Annotated in this window: 26 protein-coding genes; 9 read left to right on the top strand and 17 right to left on the bottom strand. The window is 66.8% G+C overall.

Annotated features, from left to right (window positions below):
• Together AMS67_RS01165 and AMS67_RS01160 are read right to left on the bottom strand one after the other, a co-directional pair.
• Positions 1 to 1,676 (bottom strand): thiamine pyrophosphate-dependent enzyme (locus tag AMS67_RS01165; protein WP_053385724.1); only part of this gene is annotated, 1,676 nt, incomplete at its 3' end.
• Positions 1,677 to 1,768: 92 nt separating this feature from the next.
• Complete coding sequence (locus tag AMS67_RS01160; RefSeq protein WP_053385723.1) at positions 1,769 to 3,100, bottom strand: MFS transporter; 1,332 nt, start codon at positions 3,098 to 3,100, stop codon at positions 1,769 to 1,771.
• 156 nt (positions 3,101 to 3,256) lie between these two features.
• Between AMS67_RS01160 and AMS67_RS01155 the strand changes: the two genes are divergently transcribed.
• Positions 3,257 to 4,447 (top strand): PucR family transcriptional regulator, encoded by a 1,191-nt coding sequence (locus tag AMS67_RS01155; RefSeq protein ID WP_053385722.1) that lies wholly within the window; start codon positions 3,257 to 3,259, stop codon positions 4,445 to 4,447.
• A 43-nt stretch (positions 4,448 to 4,490) separates the two neighbouring features.
• Here the strand turns inward: AMS67_RS01155 and AMS67_RS01150 are convergent, their stop codons facing one another.
• Together AMS67_RS01150 and AMS67_RS01145 are read right to left on the bottom strand one after the other, a co-directional pair.
• Positions 4,491 to 5,906: a M20/M25/M40 family metallo-hydrolase gene (locus tag AMS67_RS01150; protein WP_241487953.1), complete on the bottom strand. Its 1,416-nt coding sequence runs from the start codon at positions 5,904 to 5,906 to the stop codon at positions 4,491 to 4,493.
• A 299-nt stretch (positions 5,907 to 6,205) separates the two neighbouring features.
• Positions 6,206 to 6,871, bottom strand: a complete 666-nt coding sequence (locus tag AMS67_RS01145; RefSeq protein WP_053385721.1) for a TetR/AcrR family transcriptional regulator — start codon at positions 6,869 to 6,871, stop codon at positions 6,206 to 6,208.
• Between the two features lie 255 nt (positions 6,872 to 7,126).
• Here AMS67_RS01145 and AMS67_RS01140 point away from each other — a divergent pair, with 255 nt between their 5' ends.
• The 6 genes from AMS67_RS01140 (at position 7,127) to AMS67_RS01115 (ending at position 15,214) form a co-directional block, all read left to right on the top strand.
• Positions 7,127 to 8,845, top strand: coding sequence for an amidohydrolase (locus tag AMS67_RS01140; protein ID WP_241487954.1), 1,719 nt, complete (start codon positions 7,127 to 7,129; stop codon positions 8,843 to 8,845).
• On the top strand, positions 8,842 to 10,485 hold the full coding sequence (locus AMS67_RS01135) for an ABC transporter substrate-binding protein (RefSeq protein WP_053385720.1): 1,644 nt from the start codon (positions 8,842 to 8,844) through the stop codon (positions 10,483 to 10,485). Before AMS67_RS01140 ends, AMS67_RS01135 begins: the two co-directional genes overlap by 4 nt.
• Positions 10,485 to 11,534: an ABC transporter permease gene (locus tag AMS67_RS01130; RefSeq protein ID WP_156316485.1), complete on the top strand. Its 1,050-nt coding sequence runs from the start codon at positions 10,485 to 10,487 to the stop codon at positions 11,532 to 11,534. Before AMS67_RS01135 ends, AMS67_RS01130 begins: the two co-directional genes overlap by 1 nt.
• Positions 11,531 to 12,451 carry an ABC transporter permease gene (locus AMS67_RS01125; RefSeq protein WP_156316484.1) on the top strand — a complete coding sequence of 307 codons (921 nt, stop codon included), beginning with the start codon at positions 11,531 to 11,533 and terminating at the stop codon, positions 12,449 to 12,451. Before AMS67_RS01130 ends, AMS67_RS01125 begins: the two co-directional genes overlap by 4 nt.
• Positions 12,448 to 14,127, top strand: a complete 1,680-nt coding sequence (locus AMS67_RS01120; protein WP_053385719.1) for a dipeptide ABC transporter ATP-binding protein — start codon at positions 12,448 to 12,450, stop codon at positions 14,125 to 14,127. Before AMS67_RS01125 ends, AMS67_RS01120 begins: the two co-directional genes overlap by 4 nt.
• A 310-nt stretch (positions 14,128 to 14,437) precedes the next feature.
• Complete coding sequence (locus AMS67_RS01115; RefSeq protein ID WP_053385718.1) at positions 14,438 to 15,214, top strand: Pr6Pr family membrane protein; 777 nt, start codon at positions 14,438 to 14,440, stop codon at positions 15,212 to 15,214.
• A 40-nt stretch (positions 15,215 to 15,254) separates the two neighbouring features.
• Here AMS67_RS01115 and AMS67_RS01110 read toward each other — a convergent pair whose 3' ends face one another.
• From AMS67_RS01110 to AMS67_RS17030, 6 genes are all read right to left on the bottom strand, one after another.
• Positions 15,255 to 15,530: a hypothetical protein gene (locus AMS67_RS01110; protein ID WP_053385717.1), complete on the bottom strand. Its 276-nt coding sequence runs from the start codon at positions 15,528 to 15,530 to the stop codon at positions 15,255 to 15,257.
• Positions 15,511 to 15,858: a putative phage holin gene (locus tag AMS67_RS01105; RefSeq protein WP_156316483.1), complete on the bottom strand. Its 348-nt coding sequence runs from the start codon at positions 15,856 to 15,858 to the stop codon at positions 15,511 to 15,513. The genes AMS67_RS01110 and AMS67_RS01105 overlap by 20 nt, the downstream gene beginning before the upstream one ends.
• Complete coding sequence (locus AMS67_RS18335; RefSeq protein WP_442354826.1) at positions 15,855 to 16,061, bottom strand: DUF7620 family protein; 207 nt, start codon at positions 16,059 to 16,061, stop codon at positions 15,855 to 15,857. Before AMS67_RS18335 ends, AMS67_RS01105 begins: the two co-directional genes overlap by 4 nt.
• A complete protein-coding gene (locus tag AMS67_RS01100) occupies positions 16,048 to 16,386 on the bottom strand; it encodes a hypothetical protein (RefSeq protein WP_053385715.1) in 339 nt (112 codons plus the stop codon). Before AMS67_RS01100 ends, AMS67_RS18335 begins: the two co-directional genes overlap by 14 nt.
• A gap of 328 nt (positions 16,387 to 16,714) precedes the next feature.
• Positions 16,715 to 17,392 (bottom strand): hypothetical protein, encoded by a 678-nt coding sequence (locus AMS67_RS01095; protein WP_053385714.1) that lies wholly within the window; start codon positions 17,390 to 17,392, stop codon positions 16,715 to 16,717.
• Between the two features lie 503 nt (positions 17,393 to 17,895).
• The gene (locus AMS67_RS17030; protein ID WP_156316482.1) at positions 17,896 to 18,180 is read right to left on the bottom strand and encodes a helix-turn-helix domain-containing protein; all 285 of its coding nucleotides are present in this window, start codon (positions 18,178 to 18,180) and stop codon (positions 17,896 to 17,898) included.
• Between the two features lie 54 nt (positions 18,181 to 18,234).
• Between AMS67_RS17030 and AMS67_RS01090 the strand changes: the two genes are divergently transcribed.
• Both AMS67_RS01090 and AMS67_RS01085 read left to right on the top strand, forming a co-directional pair.
• The gene (locus tag AMS67_RS01090) at positions 18,235 to 18,708 is read left to right on the top strand and encodes a helix-turn-helix transcriptional regulator (RefSeq protein ID WP_082305202.1); all 474 of its coding nucleotides are present in this window, start codon (positions 18,235 to 18,237) and stop codon (positions 18,706 to 18,708) included.
• Entirely contained in the window at positions 18,705 to 19,160 is a 456-nt protein-coding gene (locus AMS67_RS01085; protein ID WP_053385712.1) for an ImmA/IrrE family metallo-endopeptidase, read from the top strand. Before AMS67_RS01090 ends, AMS67_RS01085 begins: the two co-directional genes overlap by 4 nt.
• 145 nt (positions 19,161 to 19,305) lie before the next feature.
• Here the strand turns inward: AMS67_RS01085 and nrdF are convergent, their stop codons facing one another.
• The 7 genes from nrdF to AMS67_RS01050 form a co-directional block, all read right to left on the bottom strand.
• On the bottom strand, positions 19,306 to 20,274 hold the full coding sequence (gene nrdF / locus AMS67_RS01080) for a class 1b ribonucleoside-diphosphate reductase subunit beta (protein ID WP_053353791.1): 969 nt from the start codon (positions 20,272 to 20,274) through the stop codon (positions 19,306 to 19,308).
• 53 nt (positions 20,275 to 20,327) lie between these two features.
• On the bottom strand, positions 20,328 to 22,469 hold the full coding sequence (gene nrdE / locus AMS67_RS01075; protein WP_053385711.1) for a class 1b ribonucleoside-diphosphate reductase subunit alpha: 2,142 nt from the start codon (positions 22,467 to 22,469) through the stop codon (positions 20,328 to 20,330).
• On the bottom strand, positions 22,469 to 22,870 hold the full coding sequence (gene nrdI, locus AMS67_RS01070; RefSeq protein ID WP_053353872.1) for a class Ib ribonucleoside-diphosphate reductase assembly flavoprotein NrdI: 402 nt from the start codon (positions 22,868 to 22,870) through the stop codon (positions 22,469 to 22,471). Before nrdI ends, nrdE begins: the two co-directional genes overlap by 1 nt.
• Positions 22,871 to 22,938: 68 nt before the next feature.
• Positions 22,939 to 23,172, bottom strand: a complete 234-nt coding sequence (nrdH, locus tag AMS67_RS01065; protein ID WP_053353789.1) for a glutaredoxin-like protein NrdH — start codon at positions 23,170 to 23,172, stop codon at positions 22,939 to 22,941.
• A 250-nt stretch (positions 23,173 to 23,422) separates the two neighbouring features.
• Positions 23,423 to 23,818, bottom strand: coding sequence for a hypothetical protein (locus AMS67_RS01060; RefSeq protein WP_053385710.1), 396 nt, complete (start codon positions 23,816 to 23,818; stop codon positions 23,423 to 23,425).
• A gap of 48 nt (positions 23,819 to 23,866) precedes the next feature.
• Entirely contained in the window at positions 23,867 to 24,706 is an 840-nt protein-coding gene (locus AMS67_RS01055; protein ID WP_053385709.1) for a ribokinase, read from the bottom strand.
• 29 nt (positions 24,707 to 24,735) lie between these two features.
• Positions 24,736 to 25,194, bottom strand: coding sequence for a 23S rRNA (pseudouridine(1915)-N(3))-methyltransferase RlmH (locus AMS67_RS01050; protein WP_193787055.1), 459 nt, complete (start codon positions 25,192 to 25,194; stop codon positions 24,736 to 24,738).
• Positions 25,195 to 25,289 lie beyond the last annotated feature (95 nt).

Here is a 25,289-nt window from a genome sequence, read left to right as displayed (position 1 = left end):
GCGATTTCGTCGGCGGCGGGCGGCATCACGCTGTCAGCGATGAGCACGTGGATGAGTGCGGGGGCGTCGGCGGCCAACGCCCGATCGAGCGCCGCCGAGAAATCATCGGTCGACTCGACCCGCTCGCCGTGACCACCGAACGACTGCATCCAGGCCGCGAAATCGGGGTTCGCCATGCGCGTGCCCGACGGGCGCCCGGGATAGTGCTTCTCCTGATGCTGCACGATCGTGCCGTAAATGCCGTTATCGACCACGATCACGAGCGGCTTGCCGCCGTGCGCGACCGCGGTCGCGAGCTCCTGCCCATTCATCATGAAATCGCCGTCACCGCACACCGCAACCGCGCGCCGATCCGGGAACGCGAGCGACGCCGCGACCGCGGCCGGAACCGCAAGCCCCATCGCCCCGTTACGCGCGCCCACGAGGCTCGCCGGCGTGAGGTGCCGCACGAAGCGATGCGCCCAGATCGTCGCGTTCCCCGCACCGAACGTCAACACGGCCTCACCCGCAAGGCGCTCATCGAGCTCACCGAACGCAATGCCGAGATCGACGCCGGGATGCTCGATGCCCGCCGGGATCCCCGATGCACCCGCCACCCCCGGAACCGACGCGTCGGCGCGATGCGCCGCGAACCGCGCCTGCGCCTCCGATCGACCCGTCATCCACACGTCGTCACGAGCGCCGCGCGCCGCAGCGACATCAACGCCGGCGAGCGCGCTGGCAAACGCCTGCGGCGTCGCGAGCAGATGCTGATCCAACCGGCCCGCGTGCATCGTGGCCTCAGGATCGACCGTGACCAGCACCGTCTCCGCATCGAAACCGAGCCGATACCCATCACTCATCACATCGGATCGGCCGCAGCCCACGAGCACCAGCAGGTCGGCGGCCGCGTACCCCGCGGCGACCGCGTCGGCGCGGCCGTAGCCCAGCCAGCCCGCCCACGCCGCACCCGTGTGCGGCACCGCGTCATACGCGCGCCAGTCGGCGAAGACGGGTACGCCCGCGGCCGCGGCAAACGCGAGCACCTCGCGACCCGCACCCGACTGCCACCCGTCGCCACCGACGACAAACGCCGGGCGCTCGGCCCGCGCAAGCCGCTCCGTCAACTCCGCGATCTCCGACGCCGCGGGCTGCGGGTTCGGCACCGCGATCGGCGCGCTGGGCGCCGCCTCGGTCAGATGCACGAGCACGTCTTCGGGGAGCCCGATCACGACCGGGCCGGGGCGGCCGGCGGCCGCGATCCGCATCGCCTCAGCCACCAGCTCCCCCGCACGATCCGCATCATCGATCGTGAGCACCTTCTTCGCCGTCGACCCGAACCACCCGGTCAGGCTGAACTCCTGGAACGAATCGCGCTCGCGATCAGCCACCGGAATCAGGCCGACGAACAGCACGAGCGGCGTCGCATCTTGCCACGCGGTGTGAATCGCGATCATCGCGTTCGACGCCCCCGGCCCGCGCGTGACCATCGCGATTCCAGGCACCCCCGTCAGCCGCGCCTCGGCGAGCGCCATGAACCCCGCACCGCCTTCCTGCCGGCACACGACCGTCTCGATCGACGAATCGTGCAGCCCGTCGAGCACATCGAGGTAGCTCTCGCCGGGCACCGCGTAGACGCGGGGCACGCCGTGAGCTTCGAGGGTACGAACGATGAGGTGACCGGCCGACTGCGACATAAGGAGATCCTTCCGGAGAAGCTGGAGTGAAGGGGAAACGATGAGACCGGTGCGGATCACCGACGCTGGGTGATCCGCACCGGTCGCACGGGTTAGTGCTTGAAACCGGGCAGGTTCACGCTGAGTCGCGGTGCGACGGCTCCGGCGAACGCCGAGAACAGGCTCAGGAAGATGAGCATCGCAGCGGCGGGCCACCAGTGGTCACCGGCGGCAGCGACGAAGCCGGTGGCAAGCAGCGGAATGAAGCCCGACAGCATGCCGGCGGTGTTCTGCGCGAGGCCGACGCCGGTGTAGCGCGTCTTCGCGGGGAAGAGGCCGGTGAGCACAGTGCCCGAGGCCGCGTACGGCAGCGACAAGGCGGCGACGGCGAGCGTCATCGCGAGCACGACCAGCACGGGGTTGCCCGACGAAAGCATGAGGAACGCGGGGATCGCGACGATGGCCGAGACGACGCCGCCCCACAGAATGACCTTGCTCGAACCGTACTTCGCGCCGAGCGCGCCGCCCCACAGCAGTACGAAGATCTCGACGAACGCGGCGACCATGCTGCCCAGCAGCATCAGTGACGACGAATAGCCGAGCACGTTGACGCCGTAGTAGACGCAGAACGCGGTGACGAGGTAGAAGCCGCCGACGCCGAGCAGTGCCGCGGCCATACCGACGATGACCTGCTTCCAGCTGTGCTTGAAGGTGCTCGCGACCGGACTCTTGTCGACCTCGCCCGACTCCTCGAGCTGGCGGAAGACCGGCGACTCCTCGAGCTTCGAACGGATGTAGATCGCGATGAGCAGCAGGGGGAACGCAATGAGGAACGGGATGCGCCAGCCCCACGAGTTGAAGCTCTCCTGCGAGAAGAGGAGGGTCATCACGAAGAAGCCGCCCGACGACAGGATCGTGCCGATCGGCGAGCCGACCTGCGGAATCGCGGCGTAGCGCGCACGGAGGTGCAGCGGCGCGTTCTCGACGACGATCGTCATCGCGCCCGACCACTCGCCGCCGACGAAGAGACCCTGCAGCACGCGCAGCAGCACGAGCAGGATCGGCGCGGCGATGCCGATGGCCGCGTAAGTGGGCAGCAGACCGATCAGGCCCGTGACCAGGCCGATGCCGACGATCGTGATCATCAGCACCTTGCGGCGGCCGATGCTGTCGCCCATGCGACCGAAGATGATGCCGCCGATCGGGCGGGCCGCGAGGCCGACGCCGAACGTGGCGAACGAGGCGAGCGCCGCAGCGGTCGCGTTCTCGCTCGTGAAGTACTGGACGTTGAAGACCAGGGCTGCGGCGGCACTGAAGAGGAAGAAGTCGTACCACTCGAGGGCGGTACCGATCAGGGCACCGAGGGCGACCTTGTTCGCGTCTTTCACGCTCAGCTCTTGCGTGGCGCCGTATTCGATGGTCGCCGTATGGGGTGTCTCGCTCATGCGTTCTCTCCGTCGAGGATGCGGGATCCGTGCGGTGCGCCGCGCGGAGTGCGCGGGCGTCGGATAACGATCATCTCAGGGAGTTCGCACACATGATGTGCCGGATCGCCTCCGGTTTCGCGCACGATTCAGTGCATATGCACATATTCTGGGGGCATGGCTCCGCGATCCGCCCCCGACCCGCGCCCCGCGGGTGCGCTCAGCGACACCCCCACCGATGCCGATCACGCGCGCTGGCTCGAGTTGCTGTCGGCGCTCGACCCCGAAGCGCTCACCGATCGCTTTCTTGCGCGAGTCGGCGGCGTGCCCGGCTACGACCCCGCCCCCATTCCCGTCTCGGAGCTGCGGCGCACCGGAGTGCTCTCGTTCGTATCCCTCATCGAGGGCCTGCGCGCGGGAGGCTTCACCGCACCCGTCGCCGTCGCCACCGACGTCGGCGTCTCGCGAGCCCGAGCCGGCCTGCCGCTGACCTCGCTCATGACCGCGATTCGCCACGACTTCACCGTGCTCTGGGAGGCGCTCACTCGGGCCGCCACCGCGGAGGATGCCGAGCTCATCGTGCGGCACACCAACATTGTGCTGCGCACCGTCGACGACTACGTGCACCAGACCGAGGCCGCATACATCGCCGAGCTTCAGCGCATGAACGAGGAGCAGGCCTCCGTGCGGCAGGGGCTGATCGCGTCGATCTTCCATGAACCGCCCGCCGACCCCGAGCGACTGGCCGTCATCGCGGAAGAGCTCGGGCTCGGCGACCACGCCGACCTGCGAGTCGCCGCCGCAGTCGGCACCGACATCGCCGCGCTGCGGGTGCACATCTCGGAGTTCGAACGAGCCGGCGGGCGCACGTTCACCCACCACTTCGGCGACACCCTCATCGCCTTCGCCCGCACCGTCGATCTTCCCGGGTCGCGACTCGCGGAAATCGCCGACCAACTCGACGAGCTTCGCGTCGGCATCGCGCACTCGTCGACCGGAGTGCTCGGCCTGCGGCGAGCCGCGACGGCCGCGCGATCGCTCGCCCACCTGATTCGCGTCGGCGAGATTGGCGCCATGACCTGGAACCGCGGGTGGGCGCGGCTCGCCGCCGATCGGCTCCTCGAATCGGGCACACCGGTACTCGCCGACGTGCACACCGCGCTCGCCGAGTGCACCCCCGCAGAACGGAGTCGGCTCGAGGAAGCGGCTCGCAGCTACCTCGGCACCGGCAGCATCGGGGCGTCAGCCGACGCGCTGTTCTGCCACCGCAATACGCTCACGAACCGGTTGCGCCGCTTCGCCGACCTCACCGGCGTCGACCCGCTCGTGCCCGCTGATGCGGCGCGCCTCGTCGTCGGCTGGGCGTAACGGCAGCCTGCTCACCTGCGCCCGCCCGCCGCGCCGAGCCGCTTCAGCCCACGCGATCCTGCACGATGCGCCGCAGCGCCTCGAGCGAGAGCGTGACCGACTCGACATCGATGCGCTCGTTGTGGCCGTGCACACCCTCGCGGTAGCGCTCGTACGTCCAGCCGGGGCCGAGCAGGCCGAAACCGTAGGCGGGGATGCCGAGTTCGCGCAGCACTCGGGCGTCGGATCCGCCGGCCGCCATGATCGGCACCGTCGGCGCGTCTGCGACCGCCGCGACCGCGCGCTCGATCGCGGCGAAGAGCGGCGTATCGGCGGGCGATGTCGTCGCCGCCCAGCCGCGCAGGTGCTGAATCTCGATCTCGTCGGCGAGCGGGCCGAGCACTACGCGCAACAGTTCGTCGACCTCGGCGTCCGTCGTGCCGGGGAGCGTGCGGATGTCGAGGTCGATCGTGCCGGATGCCGGGATCACATTGTGGGTCGCTCCGGCGCGCAGCACCGTCGGCGAAATGGTGATGCGCGAAACCGCGTGCGCGTAGCCCGCGATGCCGCCGAGATGCGGCAGCGCGGCATCGAGTCTCACCGGATCGCGCAACCGTTCGGCCAGCGCGGGGTCGTCGATGCGCGCCGCCACGAACTTCTCCCACAGCGGGCCCAGCTGCGCGGCGGGCATGACTTCGCCGAGCCGCTGCAGCACCTCTCCCACACGATACGACGCGCTCTTCGCCCCGTACGGTGTCGACGCGTGGCCCGGTTTGCCGTGCACCGTCAGGCGACGACCGGCCGAGCCCTTCTCCGCGATCTCGATCGCAACGTGCCGCCCCATGCGCATGCCGCCCGACTCCGAGAGCGCCTCGGTGACGCGCACCGCCTCAGGGTGCTGCCGCACGAGCCAGTGAATGCCGTACTCACCGCCGCCCTCTTCATCGGCGACCGCGATCAGCACGAGATCGCCGCGCGGCGGTTCGGGCGCAAGCGCAACGTCGCGCAGCACGCACGCGAACGCAGCGGTGAGGTAGAGCATGTCGACAGCGCCACGGCCCCAGATCTCGCCGTCGACGAGGTCGCCGCCGAACGGATTACGCGTCCACCCGGCCTCGTCAACCGGCACGACGTCGAGGTGCCCCAGTAGCCCGAGCGACGGCGCATCAGGGTCGGTGCCGCGCACACGGGCCACGAGCGAGGCCCGCCCCGGAGCCGATTCGAGCACCTGCATCTCGACCCGGCCGGTCGCAACCGCCTCCGCGAGGAAGCGCTGCAGCACGCGGACGCTGCGGATCTCCTGGCCCGATTCGACGCTGCCATCGTTGACACACGCCTCGCGAATGAGCGCGCGCAGCAACGCGATCGTGTCGGCAGCCGCGTCGCTAGTGCGGGTGATAGCGGTCTCGATCGCGGGATCGGCGGCGGGCTCGCTCGCGGTCTTGATCGTGCGCTCCTCGCGCTGCGATACCTCAGCCACCGGCCGCCACCTCCTCGCTCCGGGCTGCGCCCGTTCAGAGTTCCAGCCTACTCGGGGGCCGCGGGGGTGAACCGGGCCGGGTGATCCGATACCCGCCGCCCCGCCCTCGCCCCCTCGCCCCGCCGCGCCCCCGCGCCCCTTCGCCCACAAGCCCATTTCGCCGAGTGCACCCCTTTGTCGCGAGTGCACTGTTTTCACGGGGGTGCGCTCGAGAGAAAGGGGTGCACTCGAGGAAAGAGTCGGGCGCCGCGCGGGCGCGGAGGGTCAACTCAGGGGGGCCGGCACCCCAGCACCCCGCCTCAGCGCGCCGGGCCGCCCCGCTCGATCGAGTCGAGAATCGCCGCGACCCCGGCGCGGTACACCGCCATGCCGTCGACGGCGAGCAGCGCGTCGCGGTGCGCGTTGACGAGCGGGTAGTCGCTCAACGTGATCGGGCCGAAGGTGCTGATCCAGGGGATCGATCCGTCGCGGGCGCCCGGGTGCCGGTTGAAGGCTTCATGGGCCATCGCCGAGGAGTGCGCCAGCATGAACCCCGAGACCGCCGCGTAGCACCGGATCAGCTCGTCGCCCGAGAGCCCGGCCTCGGTGAGCATCTCGAGCAGAAATTCCACCGCGCTCGCGTCGCCGGGCCCGGCCGGGTCGGTGACGGCGCCCTCCATGCCGATGGCGGGGTGCTCGAGGCTCAGCTCGGCGGTGCGTGTGACCATGACTTCCACCCGCTCGCGCCACGTGCCCGTCGCCGCGCGGCCCGCTTCGGCCGCCCAGCCGCTCAGCCGATCGAGCGATGCCCGCACGAGCTCGTCCTTGTTGCGGAAGTGCCGGTACATCGCGGAGGCGTCGACACCGAGGTGCTCGCCGAGCCGCTTGAACGTGACGCGCGAGCCGGGTTCGGTGCGCGCCAGATCGAGCACCCCGTCGACGATGCTGCGCTGGTCCAGGCGTACGCGCTTCGACCCGTCGGGCATCGGCCACCTCCACTCCGTTGGGTTACGTTCTCGTGTCGTCCGTGCATCGATTCAACCACGGTGCGGCGCGTCGAGTCAACGTTCATGTCAACGGCGTTGACTTCGAGGCAGAACTCGCATAGCGTGTGCCCCACGCATCGATGAAGATACGCCGAGAGGAGGCCACTGGTGACCCATTCCCCGAACCTTGACCGTGCTGCACATGGCACGGCTCAGGATCACCCGACGCACGCAGACACCGCACGCGCAGAGGTCGTGTTCGAAAACGGCTGGATCTACACGGGCACCGAGTCAGCGCCGATCGCCGGCGGCATCGCCGTGGCGAACGGCCGCATCATCACGACGGATCCGGCCGAGGTCGCCCGCCTCGCCGAGACGGCCGACGCCCGCGTCGACCTCGCCGGCCGCCTGCTCATCCCGGGGTTCCAGGACGCGCACATTCACCCGGTCATGGCCGGCGTCGAGCTCTTGAGCTGCGACCTCTCGGGCACGGATACCGCCGAGCAATCGCTCAACGCGATCGCCGCCTACGCGGCGGCCCACCCAGAGCTGGAGTGGATCTTGGGCGCGGGCTGGTCGATGGACGCGTTTCCGGGCGGCACCCCGACGCGGCAGATGCTCGACGCGATCGTGCCCGACCGCCCCGTGCTGCTCGAGAACCGTGACCATCACGGCGCCTGGGTGAACACCCGCGCACTCGAGCTCGCGGGCATCGACGCCGACACCCCCGATCCCACCGACGGCCGCTTCGAGCGCGAACCCGACGGCTTCCCGGCGGGCACCGCGCACGAGGGCGCGATGAGCCTCTTTGGAGCGGTGCGCCCGCGCCCCACCCTCGATCAGGCATATGAGGGTTTGCTCGCCGCGCAGCAGCACCTCATCGGCTTCGGCATTACCGCTTGGCAAGATGCAGCGGTCGGCGAGTTCATGGGGAGCCCCGACACCGTGCCCGTGTACCTGCGGGCGATACGTGAGGATGCGCTGCGCGTGCGCGTACGGGGCGCGCAGTGGTGGAACCGCGAGGACGGCGACGCACAGCTCGACCCCATCCTGGCCCGCCGAGACCAGGTGGCGGCCGAGTGCGATCCCGATCGGCTCTCACTCGCCTCCGTGAAAGTGATGGTCGACGGCGTCGCCGAGAACTTCACCGCGGCGATGCACGAGTGCTACCGCGACCACCACGGCGACGCGACTGAGAACCGTGGCATCTCCTTCTTCGACCCGCGCGACATGGCGCACTTCGTCGCCGCGCTCGACGCCGCCGACATGCAGGTGCACTTCCACGCGCTCGGCGACCGCGCCGTCACCGACGCCCTCGACGCCGTCGAGCACGCGCGCACGGAGAACGGGCCGAGCGACAACCGCCACCACCTCGCCCACCTGCAGGTGGTGCGCACGGAAGACGTTGCCCGCTTCGCCCCGCTCGGCGCGACCGCGAACATCCAGGCGCTCTGGGCCTGCCACGAGGAGCAGCTCGACACTCTCACGCTGCCGTTCTTGGCCGACGACGCCGAAGCGCACCACTACCCGTTCGGGGAGCTGATCGATTCGGGGGCCGAGCTCGCGGCGGGCAGCGACTGGTCGGTGTCGAGCCCCGACCCGATTCAGGCGATCCACATCGCCGTGAACCGCATCTCCCCCGGCGGCGAGCGCCCACCGCTCGGCCCGCCCGAGCAGCGCCTCACCCTCGCGCAGGCCCTCGACGCGTACACACAGGGCACGGCCCGCATCAACCACCTCGATCACGCGACCGGGCGCCTGCTGCCGGGTTACTACGCAGATCTCGCGATCCTCGACCGCAATCTCTTCGATCTCGCACCGGAGGATCTGCACACGGCCCGCGTCGACGAAACGTGGATCGGCGGCGAGCGCGTGTTCGCTCGCGCCGACAGCACCAGCACAGCAGACCGCGACAGCACCGCAGAAAGCACCAGCAGCGGCACCAGCGCCAGCACCGCGGAGCCGGCCGCATGACCCGCGCGGCGCGCCCCCGCGTGCGGCGCTGGGCGACTGCGGGCACGGCGATCCTGCTCGCTGCCGGCCTCGCCGGGTGCGGTCAGAGCGCGATCGGCGCCGACGCGGGCACCTTCGAACTCGTGGCGCACACGCCGGCGCCGGCGGGCGACATCGATTCGTTCAGCTGGGCGCTGATGACGGAGCCGTACTCGCTCGACCCGGCGTACGCCTTCGACTACGCCGACAACACCGTGCTCGCGAACGTGTGCGAGTCGCTGCTGCGCTGGAACTCCGACCTGTCGGTCTCCCCCGGCCTCGCGACCGGCTTCGAGCACCCGGACCCGTTGACCTGGGTGTACACGATTCGCGAGGGCGTGAAGTTCCACGACGGCACGACGATGACGCCGAACGACGTGGTGGTGTCGCTGCAGCGTCATCTCGACCCCGAGGTGGCCTCGTTCTGGTACGACACGTTCAAGAACGTCGACACGATCGAGCAGACCGGCGACCACGAGGTCACCGTGCGCACGAAGGTCACGGACTCGCAGTTCAACCAGCTCATGTCGGCGGCGCCTGGCGTGATCCAGTCGGCGGCGAGCACGGAGGCAGCGGGAGCCGACTACGGCAACCAGTCGACGGGCGTCAACTGCACCGGCCCGTTCAAGTTCGACGAGTGGCGCTCGGGCGAATCGATCACGCTCGACCGCTTCGACGACTACTGGGATCCGGAGCTGCGCGCCAAGGCGAAGCAGATGACGTTCGTGATCTTGAACGATGCGAACGCACGCGTGAACGCGCTGCAGACGGGTGAGATCGACGGTGCTTGGACGATCCCGAGCAATGCCATCGATGTGCTGCGCGCGAGCGACACCGGCACCGTGTATTTCGGCACGAACGCGACGGTGCAGAGTCTCGTGGTGTCTGACATGGATGGACCGCTCGGCGACGTCCGCGTGCGACAAGCGTTGACGATGGCGCTGGATCGCCAAGCGCTCGTGAAGGCCGCCGTGCAGGGCTACGCGACGCCGACCGACGCACTGACCTCGGAGTCGGTGTGGGTGAACGGCGACCCGGAGGCCACGAAGGAGGCCTTCGACGACCTGCCGAATCACGATTACGACCTCGACGCCGCCCGCGCCCTCGTCAAGGAAGCCGGCGCCGAGGGCGCGAAGATCACCTACGTCACCGCATCGATCGACTCGTCGTTCGACGTGATCTCGCAGGCGGTCGCGTCGGCCGGCGCCGAGATCGGCCTCGACATCGAGATCGAGACGCGCACGCCGAACGCGTACACCCTGCTCTTCTCCGACCCATCGGCACTCGAGGGCGTCGACCTCTTCACGACTCGCTGGTACCTGTCGAGCACCGACCCGCTCGAGATGTACGCCGTGATTCGCACTGGGGAGTTCTCGAACTACGGGCAGTGGTCTGACCCCGAGTTCGACGACGTGGTCAACCGCGCCCTGCAGACCGACGACGCGTTCGAGCGGTCGCACCTGGCCGCCGAAGCGCAGCGCCTCACCAGCGAGGAGCTGCCCTGGATTCCGCTGTTCGACGTGCCGACGACCCTGTGGCTCGGCGACCGCATCACGGGCGTCGATCCGTCCATCTATTACATGTACTACCCCTGGGCCGCGACGATCGGGAGGGCCGAGTGATGGCCGGTGACACTGCAGCAGCCAGCGAGACGCGCGCCGTCCGCCTGAGAGAAGACGGGGCCGAGACGCCCCGCACGGGCAGCGGTCGCGGCGCCCGCACGGCGAAGTTCATCGCGGGCCGCGTCGTCGGCCTCGTCGCGACACTCTTCGCCGCGTCGCTCGTCGTGTTCTTCTCGCGCTTCGTCGTGCCGGGCGACCCCGCACGGTTCCTGCTGCGCGGGCGCAGCCCGAGCCCCGAGGCGATCGCTGAGGTCACGAAGCAGTACGGCCTCGACAAGTCGCCCATCGAGCAGTACCTGTCGTGGATCGGCGGCGTGCTGCGCGGCGACTTCGGCCGCTCGCTGCAGTACCGCGACGACGTCTCGAACGTGCTGCTCGCACGCCTCCCCGTCACGCTCGAACTCGTCGCACTCGCCGCCGTGTTCATTGTGATCATCGGGCTCGCGGCCGGCATCATCGCCAGCCTGCGGCGCGGGCGGCTGACGGATCGCGTGATCCTGATGACCTCCACCGCCCTGGGCGCGGTGCCGTCGTTCGTCATCGCGATCCTGCTCATCGCCATCTTCGCCGTGCAGTTGGGCTGGTTCCCCTCGTTCGGCAGCGGAGACGAGGGGTGGGATCGCTTCGTGCACCTGATTCTGCCCGCCCTCGCGCTCGGTCTCGCCTTCGTCGCGCTCATCGCCCGCGTCACCCGCTCGTCGATGAACGAGCAGTTCGTGCGCGAGCACGTCGAGGTCGCGACGAGCCGCGGCCTCACCCGCTCGTCGGTCGTGCTGCGGCACGTGCTGCGCAATGCGGTCGGGCCGATCCTGCTGGTGAGCGGCGTGCTCGTCGCCGGCCTGCTCGTCTCGAGCGCAATCGTCGAGCAGACCTTCGGCCTTGCCGGCATGGGGTCGCTGCTCGTGCAGTCGGTCGACCGCCTCGACTTCCCGGTCGTGCAGGCGATCGTGCTCGTCGTGGTGATCGCGTTCGTCACCATCAACACCATCGTCGACCTCATCCAACCGCTGATCGATCCGCGCATCGCCGCAGGAACGGAGACCCGATGAGCACCGCATCCCAGGCCGCGCGCCCCGCGCCCGGCGCCCCCGAGCCGTCGGCAGCGCTGCCGCCCGAGGCGACGCGCGCGCTCGCCGTGCCGCGCTCGCTCACCCGTCGCCGCTTCACCGTCACGACGACGGTGTCGCTCGTGTTCATTACGATCGTGGTGCTGGCGGCCGCGTTCGCCACCCTGATCGCACCCTACGACCCAGACCACGTCGACCTGCAGAACGTGCTCGTCGGGCCGAGCTGGGCGCACTGGCTCGGCACCGACGCGCTCGGCCGCGACCTGCTCACGCGCCTCATGTACGGCGCACGCACCTCGCTCGTCGGCCCACTCATCGTGGTGGTCGGTTCAACCGTGCTCGGCCTGCTGCTCGGACTCGTCGCAGCCTGGCGCGGCGGCTGGATCGACGCCGTGCTCTCGCGCGTCTTCGACTTCCTGTTCTCGTTCCCCGCCATGCTGCTCGCGATTCTCGCCGTCGCCCTCTTTGGCAAGGGGCTCTTCGCCCCCGTGCTCGCCATGACGATCGCGTACGTGCCCTACGTCGCGCGGCTCACCCGCGGGCTGATCATCGCCGAGCGCACCCGCCCGTACGTGCAGGCGTACCGCGTGCTCGGATTCACGGGCTCGTGGATCGCCCTGCGACGCGTGCTGCCCAACGTGGTGCCGACGGTCGGCGCACAATCGACGCTGAACTTCGGCTACGTGCTCGCCGACCTCGCGGCGCTGTCGTTCATCGGTCTCGGCGTGCAGGCGCCCACCGCCGACTGGGGCTCCATGATCAACGAGAGCCGCGGGGCGCTCATGAGCGGGGCGCTGCTGCCCACATTCGTGCCGGCCGCCGTCGTCGTGCTCGTCGTGGTCGCGATCAACATCATCGGCGAAGAACTCTCGGACCGCATCGGAGGCAACTTCTCATGACCGCACAGTCTGCTGCTGGATCTGCTGGATCTGCTGCCCAGTCCGCTCTGCTCACCGTCGATGCGCTGTCGCTGCGGGTTCCCGGTCGCGGCGCCCTGCTCAACGAGGTGTCGCTCTCGGTCGCGGCGGGCGAGTCCGTCGCGCTTGTGGGCGAGTCGGGATCGGGCAAATCGCTCACCACCCGCGCCGCCCTGGGCCTGTTCCCCGAGCGTGCGTCGCTCACCGGATCCGTGCGCGTCGGCGACCTCGACACCGTCACCGCGACCGAGGCCGAGCTGCGCACCATTCGCCGCACGCGCGCGTCGATGATCTTCCAGGATCCGCGCGCCGGCATCAACCCGGTGCGCACCCTCGGCGACTTCCTCACCGAGACCCTGGTGCGGTGGCACGGGCTCAACCGAGCCGACGCCGCTGCCCGAGCGGTCGCGCAACTCGAGCAGGTCGGGCTGCCGCGCGCCTCGGCGCTGCTCGAGCAGTACCCGCATCAGCTCTCAGGAGGCATGCTGCAGCGCGTCATGATCGCCGCCGCACTGCTCGACTCCCCCGAGCTGCTGCTCTGCGACGAGCCCACCACCGCGCTCGACGTCACCACGCAGGCCGGCATCGTCGAGCTGCTGCGCGAGCAGCAGGCGCAGCGCGGCATGGGCATGCTGTTCATCACGCACGACCTCGGGCTTGCCGCTTCGCTGTGCGAGCGCGTCGTCGTGCTGCGCGGCGGGCGCGTGATCGAAGAAGGCGCGACCGAGGCCGTATTCCGGTCGCCCGAGCAGCCGTACACGCGCGACCTGCTCGCGGCGACTCCGCGGATCGAGATTCGGGAGGAATCGGTTGCGACTTCGGGCGCAGATTCGTGCGCAGATTCGCCCGAGCCCGCCGGGGGTGCCGCTCACCCGCTCATCGCCGCGACCGGCATCACGAAGCGCTACCGGGTTACCGGACGCGACGATGTCGTGGCACTCTCGGGCGTCGACTTCGATCTCGCGCGCGGCGGATCGCTCGGCATCGTCGGCGAATCGGGTTCGGGCAAGTCGACGCTGGCGCGCATCATCGTCGGTCTCGAGCAGGCGAGCTCCGGATCGCTGTCGTTCGACGGGGTCGAGCGCCCCGATCGGGCGCTGACCGCGGCCGAGCGCCGCACGCTGGCGAGCACCACGCAGATGGTGTTCCAAGATCCGTATCTCTCGCTCGACCCGCGCATTCCGATCGGGCGCGCAGTCGCCGACGTCGTGCGCCTGCACCGCGGCGGATCGCGGCATGACGCCGAGACCGAGGCGGCAACACTGCTCGGTCGGGTCGGGCTGCGCCCCGACCAGCTCGCCGCACGGCCGAAGGCGCTCTCGGGTGGGCAGCGGCAGCGCGTCGCCCTCGCGAAGGCGCTCGCCGCGCGACCGCAGGTGCTCGTGCTCGACGAGGCGACCAGTGCACTCGACGTCTCGGTGCAGGCGCAGGTGCTCGAACTCATCGAGGAGGTGCGCGACCAGTTCGGCCTCACCATCGTGTTCGTGACCCACGACCTCGCGGTGGTGTCGCGTATCTGCACGACGACACTCGTGATGCAGCGCGGCGAGGTGGTCGAGGCCGGGCCGACCGCGCAGATTCTCGCGGCCCCCGCCGAGGAGTACACGCAGCGCCTCATCGCGTCGCGCCCCGAACCCCTCTGGCTGCGGGCGGCGTGAGGGTGCGCGCGGGCGGGTGATCCGGCGCCCGCGCTGCGCCGCCCCACTCCACCTCCCACCTCCCCGCCCCCTCGCCCCGTCTCCCCGCCCGCCCTCTATCCCCGAATGCACCCCTTTTGCGCGAGTGCACCATTCTCAAACTGGTGCACTCGCCGCAAACCGGTGCACTCGCGGGCATAGGTGGGGGAATTGGTGGAGGTGAGGGTCACAGGGCAAGCAAGCGAGGCACGAGCCCGCCCTCAGATCCCCGGGAATTTCGCGCGCGGCACACTCGCACAGCGCGCTCGCCGTGCGGTTGAATAGAGCCACCATGGAATCTCAGACCATCGCGCCCGCGGGCAGCCCCGCATCCGCTGCCCCGGCGACGAACTCGGCCGCGCTCCCGTGGCGACCCGTCGCCCTCGTGTATCGGGTCGCGGCGTTCGCGTTGATCGCGACCGGCATCGTCCGCATCACCGGCCTGCTCACGCCGACTCCCGCCTGGAACGCTCTGCTTTTCTACACGGTGCTCAGCAACCTGCTGTGCTTGGTGTGGGTGGCGATCCTCATCGTGCGCACGGTGCGCGACCTGCGTGCGCATGGCACCCGCGGCACGTCGACGCCGTCGGCACGCTGGAGCGCCGCGGTCATGATGGCGATCACGGTCACGATGTTCGTCTATGTGTTCGTGCTCGTGCCGATGACGTTCAAGCAGGGCGGTGACTACGAGCCGTTCTCGTTCACCGACAACTTGATCCACGTCTTCACGCCGATCTTCCTGATCGTCGACTGGTTGCTGTTCGTGCCGAAGGGGCGCCTGCGCGCGTTCGACCCGCTGCTCTGGACGCTGATTCCCTACGCGTACCTCGCGTTCTCACTCGTGTACGGCGGATTCGGCGGCGAGTTTGTTCCCGGCCAGACCTACCCGTACCCGTTCCTCGATGTCGCAACGCAGGGTGTCGGCGGTGTCGCGCTGTGGGTGCTCGCGCTGTCGGTGGTGCTCATTGCACTCGGCTACGTGTACTTCGCTCTCGATCGTCTGCTCGCGCGGGTCTTCCGGCTGAACGTGACGTCCGCCGACACTCCCCGCACGTCAGTCGGGAACTGACGGCCCGCGCTCCACGCACTGCGGGCTGATCGCACGGCACTCACACCACGAACTCGCCCCGGCTGGAGTCTGCGGACGCCTGATAGTCCCCAGGAATGCCTCGGGCGATGATGTCGCAGTACGCCTGCACTCCGTTGACGCCTGCGCCGATCACGACCCCTCCGATGCCGAACACAGCCGCAAGCCAGGCCTCCCGCGTCAGTGCCAGGGTGATTCCGGCCGGGAGCGCAAACGACGTTGCGAGAGACTGCGCGGCAGTACGGATGAATGCACGCTTCGCAGCATGGCGGGTGGCTTCAGGGATGATCGACAGCATGCTGCTCCTCTGTTTCGGGTTCGGCTCGGATCGCAGGCGCCCCTGTCCATGACCGCCAGAGGGTCACGACAAGACGCCAGATGGTGGCGGCGAGTGCGAGATACGCGATGATGCGCCCCCACTCGTTCAGGTAGAAATCGAGGTGCGCCCGTGCGATTACGGAGTACGCGCCCCACAAAGAGATCGCCCCGGCGAGATGCATGACGGCTCGGCCGGGCGCGGTACGCCTCCAATCAAACAACATCGCGTATGAGAGGCAGAAGGCGAGGGCGCCGAGCAACGAAACCCATATGAGGGCATCTCCGAGGTACCCCAGCAGCCGGGTCATGAGTTCTGCCTCGGCCGGAACGACACCGATATCTCTTCGCCAAAGTGGTTCCATTCTCGTCTCCGTTCGAGCCTCTCCTTCAGTGAGCACACTTCTGCCTTTTGCTCATGCAGTCGTCGAAGTTGCGCGAGCGCCGCCGACCGGGCAGCGCGCGCTTGCCCGGTGTCATCAGGCACGTCGACGAGTTTCTTACGCCGCAGCATTTCCGTCGCCTTTCGCTGCAACGATCGGGGTGACCGCTTGGTAGAAGTGGTCGGTAATGCGCTGTGCCTCGAGCAGCATTCGATTCTGCTCGAGCAGTTCGATGCAGACTTTCTCTCCGGCTTCGGAGGCAGCCCTCCACTCGTCCGAACGATCCTTCATCGCTTGGAGCTCCCGCTCGTGCGACAGGCGTGGGATCAGCCACCCCCTCGCCAAAGCGAGAAACTGGAACACGAGGAGCCCGATGACCGCTCCGATCGGAGACAACGACCACATATCCGGAAGCGCGGCCTCGCATTCCGAGGCGCATTGGACCACGAATGTCATGGTTCCCGCTCCTTCCGTTCAAGCCATGCGCTCAGTGCGAGCACTCCGGCAATCACCCCTGCGGCCCCTGCGCTGGCAAGCATGAACACGATCACATCTGTAAGCCACATGATGAGCTCCACCTCTCTGCCGTATGGGGCACTGACTGCGGTCTGAACGGCCGTTCACCCCGGCTCCCGCGCAGGGTGCCAGCGAACTCGACGCGACCCAGCGCCGCCGCACGGTGTTGACCGGCAGCGGGACGCGCTGCGTCCGCAGCGCGTCCCGAAGGGTGCGTGGCAGTTCCTGGGGGGAAGCACCACGCACCCTATTGCCGGCTACCGGGCGTTTATGCCGGAGAGGAGGCGGCGAGGAACTTGTTCCACGGCGCCGAAGTCGTGCACACGTAGGCCTGCGAGATTCCCAGCTGCTTCGCGATGTTGTTCGCTGCGTCCTGCGAGGTCAGCACGAGGCGCTTCGGGGTACCAACGACGTTCCAGCCGGGCTGGCCGGCACCGAAAGCGTCTGCGTAGAAAACGATAAACATATTTTTGTTCTTCCTGATTGAGGGTTCGGGGATGACGGGTTGCGTGATCGGGTCGACCACATTGATCGGGCGGAGGTAGCCGAGCGCGCCTGAGAGCGTGAGGTTCTCGTAGTGCGTCGGCCCCGGGTTCTGCGTCAAGCAGAACACGCTGTTTCCCACCGGTGACGCCATCGCGACGGCGACGTGGGACGTTGGGTATGCAGCGGTACCGAATCCGAAGAAAACGACATCGCCCTTGCGCATTCCGGCGGTACCGTAATGCTTCGTGAAGTACCCATTGACGCCGTTCACCGGAAAATGAGTGAAGACGCTGTCCGTGAAATCCGACGGCGCATAGCCCATGTACTGCTGGCCGCCGCCGACGCGAACGAGGTAATCGAGCCACACATCGTGGCACTGCCACACGGGCGCGCCGTAGCCGTCTTTGTCGAGGTAGACGCCCTCGACGCTGTCTGCCCATTCGTCGATTGAGATCGTCATGCTGCTCCTTTCATGTTGAGGACGGTTATTGTGAAAGCCCCGCGCTCGACCGCTGTGCTCCTGAAGTGCGTTTTCGGTGGCGCGGGACGGGGGTGGCGAGGTGCGACGTGGGTTCCGTGAGGAAGGGCGTCTTGCACGCTCGTCTGACATCTGTGGCTGCCGCGCAGGAATCTGCCGCAGACTCTCCGCTTCCGGAGGTCACTGAGGCTCGCATTGTGCGAAGCCGTGCTTTACCCCGCACCGGTTCCCGCCGCAACGACGGGCCACATCGACACATCACCCTGTGCCAGGTTCGCGGTCCGATGGGACCGCCCAAGTAGCGAATGCGACGGGGATCCCGCCGACTTTTCACCGCCATACCTCTACGCCCCCACCACGAGGCGATCGAAGAGATCAGGCTGGTTATTCAACATCCGAACCTGTGGAACCGGGGCCGGGTGGCCATCGGATTTCGGCGGGACTATGTTCGAAGGCGTCTCGGTTGCACACCGATTTGCCGCTATTCAGGTCGCGTTCGCACTCAATATCGATGCAGCGATATGAGTGACGACACGGGCGACATACGTCGGCGTCGGCTGCAGTACGCCGTTCTCCACCTTCGACAGGTAAGAGATCGAGGTATCCGCACCCGCAGCCACCTCTTTCAAGGTCAGCGACGCCATCTCCCGGAGCGACTTGAGCGCCGTTCCTGGAGAGTGGGATTCTTTCCGCATGTCAATTAGTTTCACACGCTTCTTTGCATCACGCAACTCTCGGCGCAAAGTTTTTTGCGCGTGAATTTGACTCAAGTCAAATTCTTTTCCACGATTGATTGCACACTTGGGGCGTGTTAACGTGTCTCTATGTCAAAAAATGAACTTCCGAATTTTTCATTCGAAGAGCGCAGAAAACTCGCCTCCCGGGTGCGGGAGCTCAGGAGCAGCGCGAACTTGACACAGGCTGAATTGGCGGAGCACGCGGGCATCACACGCCAGACGCTTTCCAACATCGAACGCGGAGCCGTCCCACAGATCGAAAATCTGCGACGCATCTACGAGGTGCTCGGGATCGAACTCACACCGTTCGAGTTCTCGGAAGAAACGCAGCAGTGGCTCACGATCGTGGGCGGAATTCTCGACAGCCTGCCCGAGGAAAGACTCGCCGACGCCGGTCGCGCCGCCGTTTCGGTCGTCACCGAACACCTGCAAGCGGCAGTGCGCAGCAATGTCATTGTCGGTGGCTTCGGGCAGACTCACGAACACCATCAGGAAGAGCGAGTTGCGGCGTTTGAGGGGAACAAGTTGCAGCGCGAGGACAGTTCGGAGTTCTTTGAATGATTGAACAGCGTTTCTTCGAGATCCTTGAAGAACTCAGCTTCGCCGTCGAGTACGACGACCTCTCCAGCACCGGTCGACTCGGGGAGTGCATTCCCGCGAACAAACTGATCCGACTGCACCACGACCTCAGCCATCGCGAGCTTCCCTACGTTCTCGGGCACGAGACGTGGCACGCCATCAACGAAGACGAACCCACGATGTTCGGGTATTTCGACGAGCGCATGGAACGTCAAGCCGACGAATGGTCGGCGATGCACTGCATTGATCTCGCCCACTTCTGCGAACTCGAGTCCCAGTTCTCCGGGCATATTCCTACGATTGCGTTCCACCTCAACGTCCCGAAAGAAGCGGTCGACGTATACGTAAGGCTGCTATCAAGGATTGGGGACGAACTTTTCTTGGGTGCCAGAATGGGCACGGGGCAGTGGTTGCGCAAGATCGCTGTCGCTTGACGCGCCGAACCACCTGCAGTTGGCTACGCCGCGAAGCAGATCCCATCGTGCGGCCCGGTCAGCGGCACTGAATACAGCAAAACGCCCCGAGATCCATGGTGGATCGCGGGGCGTTCGTGCGTGTGCCAGACGAGGGCAGTGTGGGTTAGAAGTCCCAGTCCTCGTCTTCGGTGGCGACTGCCTTGCCGATGACGTAGCTCGAACCCGAGCCCGAGAAGAAGTCGTGATTCTCGTCAGCGTTCGGCGAGAGCGATGACAGGATGGCCGGGTTGACGTCGGTCATCTCCTTCGGGAACATCGGCTCGTAGCCGAGGTTCATCAGCGCCTTGTTGGCGTTGTAGTGGAGGAACTTCTTGACGTCCTCAGTGAGACCCACCGGGTCGTAGAGGTCGGCGGTGTACTTGACCTCGTTCTCGTAGAGCTCGTACATCAGGGTGAACGTGTAGTCCTTGAGCTCCTGGCGACGCTCTTCGGTCTCGTTCTCGAGCCCCTTCTGGAACTTGTAGCCGATGTAGTACCCGTGCACAGCCTCGTCGCGAATGATGAGGCGAATCAGGTCTGCCGTGTTCGTGAGCTTCGCGTGCGAAGACCAGTACATGGGCAGGTAGAACCCCGAGTAGAACAGGAACGATTCGAGCAGCGTCGACGCGATCTTGCGCTTCAGCGGGTCATCACCCTCGTAGTAGTCGGTGATGATCTGCGCCTTCTTCTGCAGATTCGGGTTCTCGACCGACCAGCGGAAGGCGTCGTCGATCTCCTGCGTCGAGCACAGCGTCGAGAAGATCGACGAGTAGCTCTTGGCGTGCACCGACTCCATGAACGCGATGTTCGTGTAGACGGCCTCCTCGTGAGGGGTGATCGCATCGGGGATCAGCGAAACGGCACCGACGGTGCCCTGGATGGTGTCGAGCAGCGTGAGACCGGTGAACACGCGCATGGTGAGCAGCTGCTCCTGCGGCGTCAGCGTGGCCCACGACTGCACGTCGTTCGACAGCGGCACCTTCTCAGGCAGCCAGAAGTTGTTGACGAGACGGTTCCAGACCTCGAGGTCTTTGTCGTCCTGGATGCGGTTCCAGTTGATCGCCTGAACAGCGTGTCCCAGCTTGTAGTTCATCGGGTTCTTTCTACTCCGGTGGAATCGTTACTCACGTGACTGCGTCAAGTGAATCACAGCATGCAGCTGACGCACTCCGACATGTCGGTGCCTTCGAGCGCGAGCTGGCGCAGACGGATGTAGTAGATCGTCTTGATGCCCTTGCGCCATGCGTAGATCTGCGCCTTGTTGATATCGCGGGTCGTCGCGGTGTCTTTGAAGAACAGCGTCAGCGACAGACCTTGATCGACGTGCTGCGTCGCCGCGGCGTAGGTGTCGATGATCTTTTCGGGGCCGATTTCGTAGGCATCCTGGTAGAACTCGAGGTTGTCGTTCGACATGAACGGCGCCGGGTAGTAGACGCGACCGAGCTTGCCTTCCTTGCGGATCTCGATCTTCGACGCGATCGGGTGAATCGAGCTCGTCGAGTTGTTGATGTACGAGATCGAGCCGGTCGGCGGCACCGCCTGGAGGTTCTGGTTGTAGATGCCGTGCTCCATCACGCTGGACTTCAGCTCGCGCCAGTCGTCTTGCGTCGGGATGTCGATGCCGGCCTTCGCGAAGAGCTCGGCGACCCGCTCGGTAGCGGGCACCCAGGCCTCGTCCGTGTACTTGTCGAAGAACTCGCCCGATGCGTACTGCGAGTCCTCGAAGCCGCCGAACACCTGCTTGCGCTCGATCGCGATGCGGTTCGACGCCTGGAGCGCGTGGAAGAGCACCGTGTAGAAGTAGATGTTCGTGAAATCGATGCCCTCTTCGGAGCCGTAGTGCACGTGCTCGCGAGCGAGGTAGCCGTGCAGGTTCATCTGGCCGAGGCCGATGGCGTGCGACTGGTCGTTGCCGTCTTCGATGGAGCGTACGGACGAGATGTGGCTCTGGTCGCTAACCGAGGTGAGTGCGCGGATGGCGAGCTCCACGGTGCCGGCCAGATTGCCGCCGTCCATGGCCGCAGCGATGTTCATCGACCCCAGGTTGCAGGAGATGTCCTTGCCGATGGCGCCGTAGCTCAGATCTTCGTTGTACGTGGTCGGGGTGTTGACCTGGAGGATCTCGGAGCAGAGGTTCGACATGTTGATGCGGCCCTTGATCGGGTTCGCCCGGTTCACCGTGTCTTCGAACACGATGTAGGGGTAGCCCGACTCGAACTGCAGCTCGGCGATCGTCTGGAAGAAGTGACGCGCGTTGATCTTCGTCTTCTTGATACGCGCGTCATCGACCATCTCGTAGTACTTCTCGCTCAGCGAGATGTCGCCGAAGGGAACACCGTAGATGCGCTCGACGTCGTACGGCGAGAACAGGTACATGTCCTCGCCCTTCTTGGCGAGTTCGAACGTGATGTCGGGGATGACGACGCCGAGGGAGAGCGTCTTGATGCGGATCTTCTCGTCGGCGTTCTCACGCTTGGTGTCGAGGAACCGCATGATGTCGGGGTGGTGCGCCGAGAGGTACACCGCACCGGCGCCCTGACGCGCGCCGAGCTGGTTCGCGTAGCTGAAGCTGTCTTCGAGCAGCTTCATCACGGGGATGATGCCCGACGACTGGTTCTCGATCTTCTTGATCGGAGCGCCGGTCTCGCGAATGTTGGAGAGCAGCAGGGCGACACCGCCGCCGCGCTTCGAGAGCTGCAGCGACGAGTTGATGCCGCGCGAGATCGACTCCATGTTGTCTTCGATGCGCAGCAGGAAGCAGGAGACGAGCTCGCCGCGCTGCGCCTTGCCGAGGTTCAGGAACGTCGGGGTCGCAGGCTGGAAGCGGCCCGAGAGAATTTCGCGCACGAGGCCGCGTGCGAGTTCGCGGTCGCCCTCGGCGAGGCCGAGTGCCGACATGACGACACGGTCTTCGAAGCGCTCGAGGTAGCGCTTGCCGTCGAACGTCTTCAGCGCGTACGAGGTGAAGAACTTGAAGGCGCCGAGGAAGGTCGGGAAGCGGAACTTCATCGCGAACGCTTCGTTCGTGAGCTCTTCGATGAACGGAACGCCGTACTGCTCAACCAGCGCTGCCTCGTAGTAGTCGTTGTCGATCAGGTAGCGCATGCGCTCTTCGTAGTTGTGGAAGAACACCATGTTCTGGTTGACGTGCTGCAGGAAGTACTGCCGCGCCGCCTCGCGGTCGCGATCAAACTGGATGTTGCCGTCGGCGTCGTACAGATTGAGCATCGCGTTCAGCGCGTGATAATCCATCTCGCTGATCTTCGACGAGTCGAGTCCCGGCTCCATCACTGCTGTTTCCAAAACTGTTCCAATCCATCGTGGACGGCGGTCACGTCGTCCGGGGTTCCAAAGAGTTCAAATCGGTAGAGGAAGGGCACTTGGCACTTCCGGGCGACGATGTCGCCCGCGATCCCGTAGGCCTCACCGAAGTTGGTGTTGCCCGCGGCGATCACTCCGCGCAGATGCGATCGGTTCTCCTCGACGTTGAGGAACTTGATGACCTGCTTGGGCACGGCGCGCGTGTCAGGCCCCCCGCCGTAGGTGGGGAGGATGAGCACGTAGGGCTCGTGCACGATGAGCGGTTCGTCTTTCGCATGCAGCGGGATGCGAACCGCGGGGGTTCCGAGCTTCTCGACGAAACGGTGCGTGTTGCCCGAAACGCTGGAGAAGTAGACGAGATTCGCCATGGGCGCAGACTTGCCGGATACAGCACGGGGCGAGAACCGCTCGTGTTCCCGCCCCATACGCATCCGTCTTACGCGAGTCGGCCGGCGAGTTCCGAGATCTTGTCGGGGCGGAAGCCCGACCAGTGCTCGTCGTCAGCCACCACCACGGGTGCCTGCAGGTAGCCCAGACCCTTGACAGCTTCGAGCGCCGTCTCGTCAGCGGTGACGTCGAGCACGTTGTACTCAATGCCCTGCTTGTCGAGCTCTCGATAGGTCATGTTGCACTGCACGCACGACGGCTTGGTGTAAACGGTGACTGCCATTTCACGCCCTTCTCTCACAAACTCGCTCGCCTCGACTGAGGCACTACATCTAGTGAACCACACCGGGACCGACCACAACATGATGTAGTTACACCAATGTAGTTTTCCACTAGATATCCACCTGCGCAAGGGTCGAATTGGGGAGAACTTTCGGCACCGTTCCGCCCTTGCGCAGAGGTTATCCACAAGGCCGTACGGGTCGAAAAACTTTGCTCTCCACACCCGACTCGGCGTGTCGGCGAACGGGGGCTCAGATGAGGGCAATCGGCCACAGCAGCTCCCTCCCATCGGGCTGAAACCAGCGCAGCACGAGCATCGCATCGGGCGCCGCGACAGCCGCTTCGGAGCGCGCTCCCCGCAGCACGACGCGCAATCGCTCTCCGGGCATCACCGTGCGCGGCAACGACAACCCGAGCATGCCGTCGCCCGCCAGTGTGAAGCGCACCGAATGCAGCGGACCGCCGCCCGCATTCTCGATCTCGATCACCCCACTGGCCGAGCGCTGCGAGATGCGCCACGGCACCACGACAGCCTGCCCCGGTGCGACTGCCGCGCGCGTCTCAGCAGAAGCGGCCTCGGCGGCGACAGGCCGGGCGCGCGTACGCGCCGGAGGCTGCAACCGGGTCGAAAGGCGGAACGGGTTCATGGTTCCAGTGTGCGGGGAACCACCGACATTGAGGGGTGGGGTGTGGCGTTAGCCCAAATAGGCGTTCAACGGCGACAGTTCGGGCTGCGAACGCACGTCGGCAACGGCCGCCGCGCCCACCGCGCAGGCCGCCGCGAGCGCTGCGTCAGGCGCCACACCACTCACCAGCGCGACCACGAGCCCCGCGCAGAAGGCGTCGCCTGCCCCCACCGTGCTGCGCACTTCAGCGGCGTGCGACGTCGCTCGAGCGATCTCAACGCCGCCGCGCAGCAGCCTGGCGCCGTCGGCGCCGAGACTCACCGCGACGAGCGCGTCGACGGTGTGCAGGGCGGGGATCGCCGCGAACTCTGATTCGTTCACGATCACGAGATCCGCCCGCTCGATGATCTCGTCGGGCAGATCGGCGGCAGGTGCCGCATTCACCGCGAAGAATCCGGTGCAGGATCGCGCGGCGGCGACCACCGTGGCCATCGGCACCTCGAGCTGCACGAGCACTGCCTCTCCGTCGCCGAAGACCGCGTCGGCCGCACCGACCTCGCCGTTCGCGCCCGGGCACACACTGATCTGATTCTCACCGGCGGCATCGACCCCGATCAGCGCCACCCCCGTCGGTTGCGCGCCCCGGCGCACCGCGCCGAGCGAAACGCCTGCAGCCTCCAGTGCCGCACGCGCGAGCGCGCCTTCACTGTCATCGCCGACGACGCCCACCATGCGCACCTGCGCCCCTAAGCGGGAGGCCGCGACGGCCTGATTAGCACCCTTGCCGCCCGGCAGTCGGCTGAACGTGCCACCCCCGATCGTCTCACCGGGTCGGGGCAACGACTCCGTCTGCGCGATGAGGTCGATGTTGATGCTGCCGAGCACGGCGAGCTGCGGGCGACGCGGCATTGCGACTCCTTCCGGCGATCCTGATCGCCTTACACGTGATGATACGAACGCCCCGCCGAGATCTCCTGCGAGCGATACAACTGCTCGACGAGCATCAGACGCACGAGCTGATGGGGAAAGACGAGCTGCGACAGGCTCCACACGAAGTCAGCGCGAGCACGCACGCGATCATCGACGCCGTATGCGCCGCCGATGATCACGGTCACCGCCCGCCCGCCGTCGAACGCGCGCTGCAGGGTGGCGGCCAGCTTCGGGGAGTCGACATTCTTGCCGCGCTCGTCGAGCAGCACGACGAAGACATCGCGATCCAGCTTCGCAAGCAGTCGGTCAGACTCCTCGGTGCGCGCCGCATCGCCCTCGCGCGACGAGTGCGGCAGCAGCTGCCAGGCGGTGTCGAACGGCTTGCGCAGGCGCTTCTCGTAGCGATCGATGCCGTCGGAGACCCAGGATTCATGCTTCTTGCCGACGGCGAGGATGCGGACGCTCATCCCACTCCTCTCATCCCGCGGCCGAGACAGCCGAGACGGCCCCGGCGGGCCCCGCCCCAGTCTGCCACGACACCTCCGACGCGCGCGTTCATCAC

This window comes from Leucobacter japonicus, assembly GCF_001273855.1.
In the GTDB taxonomy this organism is placed as follows: Bacteria; Actinomycetota; Actinomycetes; order Actinomycetales; family Microbacteriaceae; genus Leucobacter; species Leucobacter japonicus.
Note: the sequence above shows the minus strand (reverse complement) of the source record. Positions and strands in the feature narration are given on the sequence as shown.

What these genes read in the sequence shown, in the direction of transcription:
- nrdI (WP_053353872.1), bottom strand. Translation starts at nt 22,870, where the DNA reads ATGGCGAATCTCGTCTACTTCTCCAGCGTTTCGGGCAACACGCACCGT.
- AMS67_RS01120 (WP_053385719.1), top strand. Translation starts at nt 12,448, where the DNA reads ATGACCGCACAGTCTGCTGCTGGATCTGCTGGATCTGCTGCCCAGTCC.
- AMS67_RS01110 (WP_053385717.1), bottom strand. Translation starts at nt 15,530, where the DNA reads ATGCTGTCGATCATCCCTGAAGCCACCCGCCATGCTGCGAAGCGTGCA.
- AMS67_RS18335 (WP_442354826.1), bottom strand. Translation starts at nt 16,061, where the DNA reads ATGCTGCGGCGTAAGAAACTCGTCGACGTGCCTGATGACACCGGGCAA.
- AMS67_RS01115 (WP_053385718.1), top strand. Translation starts at nt 14,438, where the DNA reads ATGGAATCTCAGACCATCGCGCCCGCGGGCAGCCCCGCATCCGCTGCC.
- AMS67_RS01100 (WP_053385715.1), bottom strand. Translation starts at nt 16,386, where the DNA reads ATGACATTCGTGGTCCAATGCGCCTCGGAATGCGAGGCCGCGCTTCCG.
- AMS67_RS01130 (WP_156316485.1), top strand. Translation starts at nt 10,485, where the DNA reads ATGGCCGGTGACACTGCAGCAGCCAGCGAGACGCGCGCCGTCCGCCTG.
- AMS67_RS01090 (WP_082305202.1), top strand. Translation starts at nt 18,235, where the DNA reads ATGTCAAAAAATGAACTTCCGAATTTTTCATTCGAAGAGCGCAGAAAA.
- AMS67_RS01145 (WP_053385721.1), bottom strand. Translation starts at nt 6,871, where the DNA reads ATGCCCGACGGGTCGAAGCGCGTACGCCTGGACCAGCGCAGCATCGTC.
- nrdH (WP_053353789.1), bottom strand. Translation starts at nt 23,172, where the DNA reads ATGGCAGTCACCGTTTACACCAAGCCGTCGTGCGTGCAGTGCAACATG.
- AMS67_RS01125 (WP_156316484.1), top strand. Translation starts at nt 11,531, where the DNA reads ATGAGCACCGCATCCCAGGCCGCGCGCCCCGCGCCCGGCGCCCCCGAG.
- AMS67_RS01060 (WP_053385710.1), bottom strand. Translation starts at nt 23,818, where the DNA reads ATGAACCCGTTCCGCCTTTCGACCCGGTTGCAGCCTCCGGCGCGTACG.
- AMS67_RS01135 (WP_053385720.1), top strand. Translation starts at nt 8,842, where the DNA reads ATGACCCGCGCGGCGCGCCCCCGCGTGCGGCGCTGGGCGACTGCGGGC.
- AMS67_RS01055 (WP_053385709.1), bottom strand. Translation starts at nt 24,706, where the DNA reads ATGCCGCGTCGCCCGCAGCTCGCCGTGCTCGGCAGCATCAACATCGAC.
- nrdE (WP_053385711.1), bottom strand. Translation starts at nt 22,469, where the DNA reads ATGGAGCCGGGACTCGACTCGTCGAAGATCAGCGAGATGGATTATCAC.
- AMS67_RS01095 (WP_053385714.1), bottom strand. Translation starts at nt 17,392, where the DNA reads ATGACGATCTCAATCGACGAATGGGCAGACAGCGTCGAGGGCGTCTAC.
- AMS67_RS01155 (WP_053385722.1), top strand. Translation starts at nt 3,257, where the DNA reads ATGGCTCCGCGATCCGCCCCCGACCCGCGCCCCGCGGGTGCGCTCAGC.
- AMS67_RS01050 (WP_193787055.1), bottom strand. Translation starts at nt 25,194, where the DNA reads ATGAGCGTCCGCATCCTCGCCGTCGGCAAGAAGCATGAATCCTGGGTC.
- AMS67_RS01085 (WP_053385712.1), top strand. Translation starts at nt 18,705, where the DNA reads ATGATTGAACAGCGTTTCTTCGAGATCCTTGAAGAACTCAGCTTCGCC.
- AMS67_RS01105 (WP_156316483.1), bottom strand. Translation starts at nt 15,858, where the DNA reads ATGACCCGGCTGCTGGGGTACCTCGGAGATGCCCTCATATGGGTTTCG.
- nrdF (WP_053353791.1), bottom strand. Translation starts at nt 20,274, where the DNA reads ATGAACTACAAGCTGGGACACGCTGTTCAGGCGATCAACTGGAACCGC.
- AMS67_RS01160 (WP_053385723.1), bottom strand. Translation starts at nt 3,100, where the DNA reads ATGAGCGAGACACCCCATACGGCGACCATCGAATACGGCGCCACGCAA.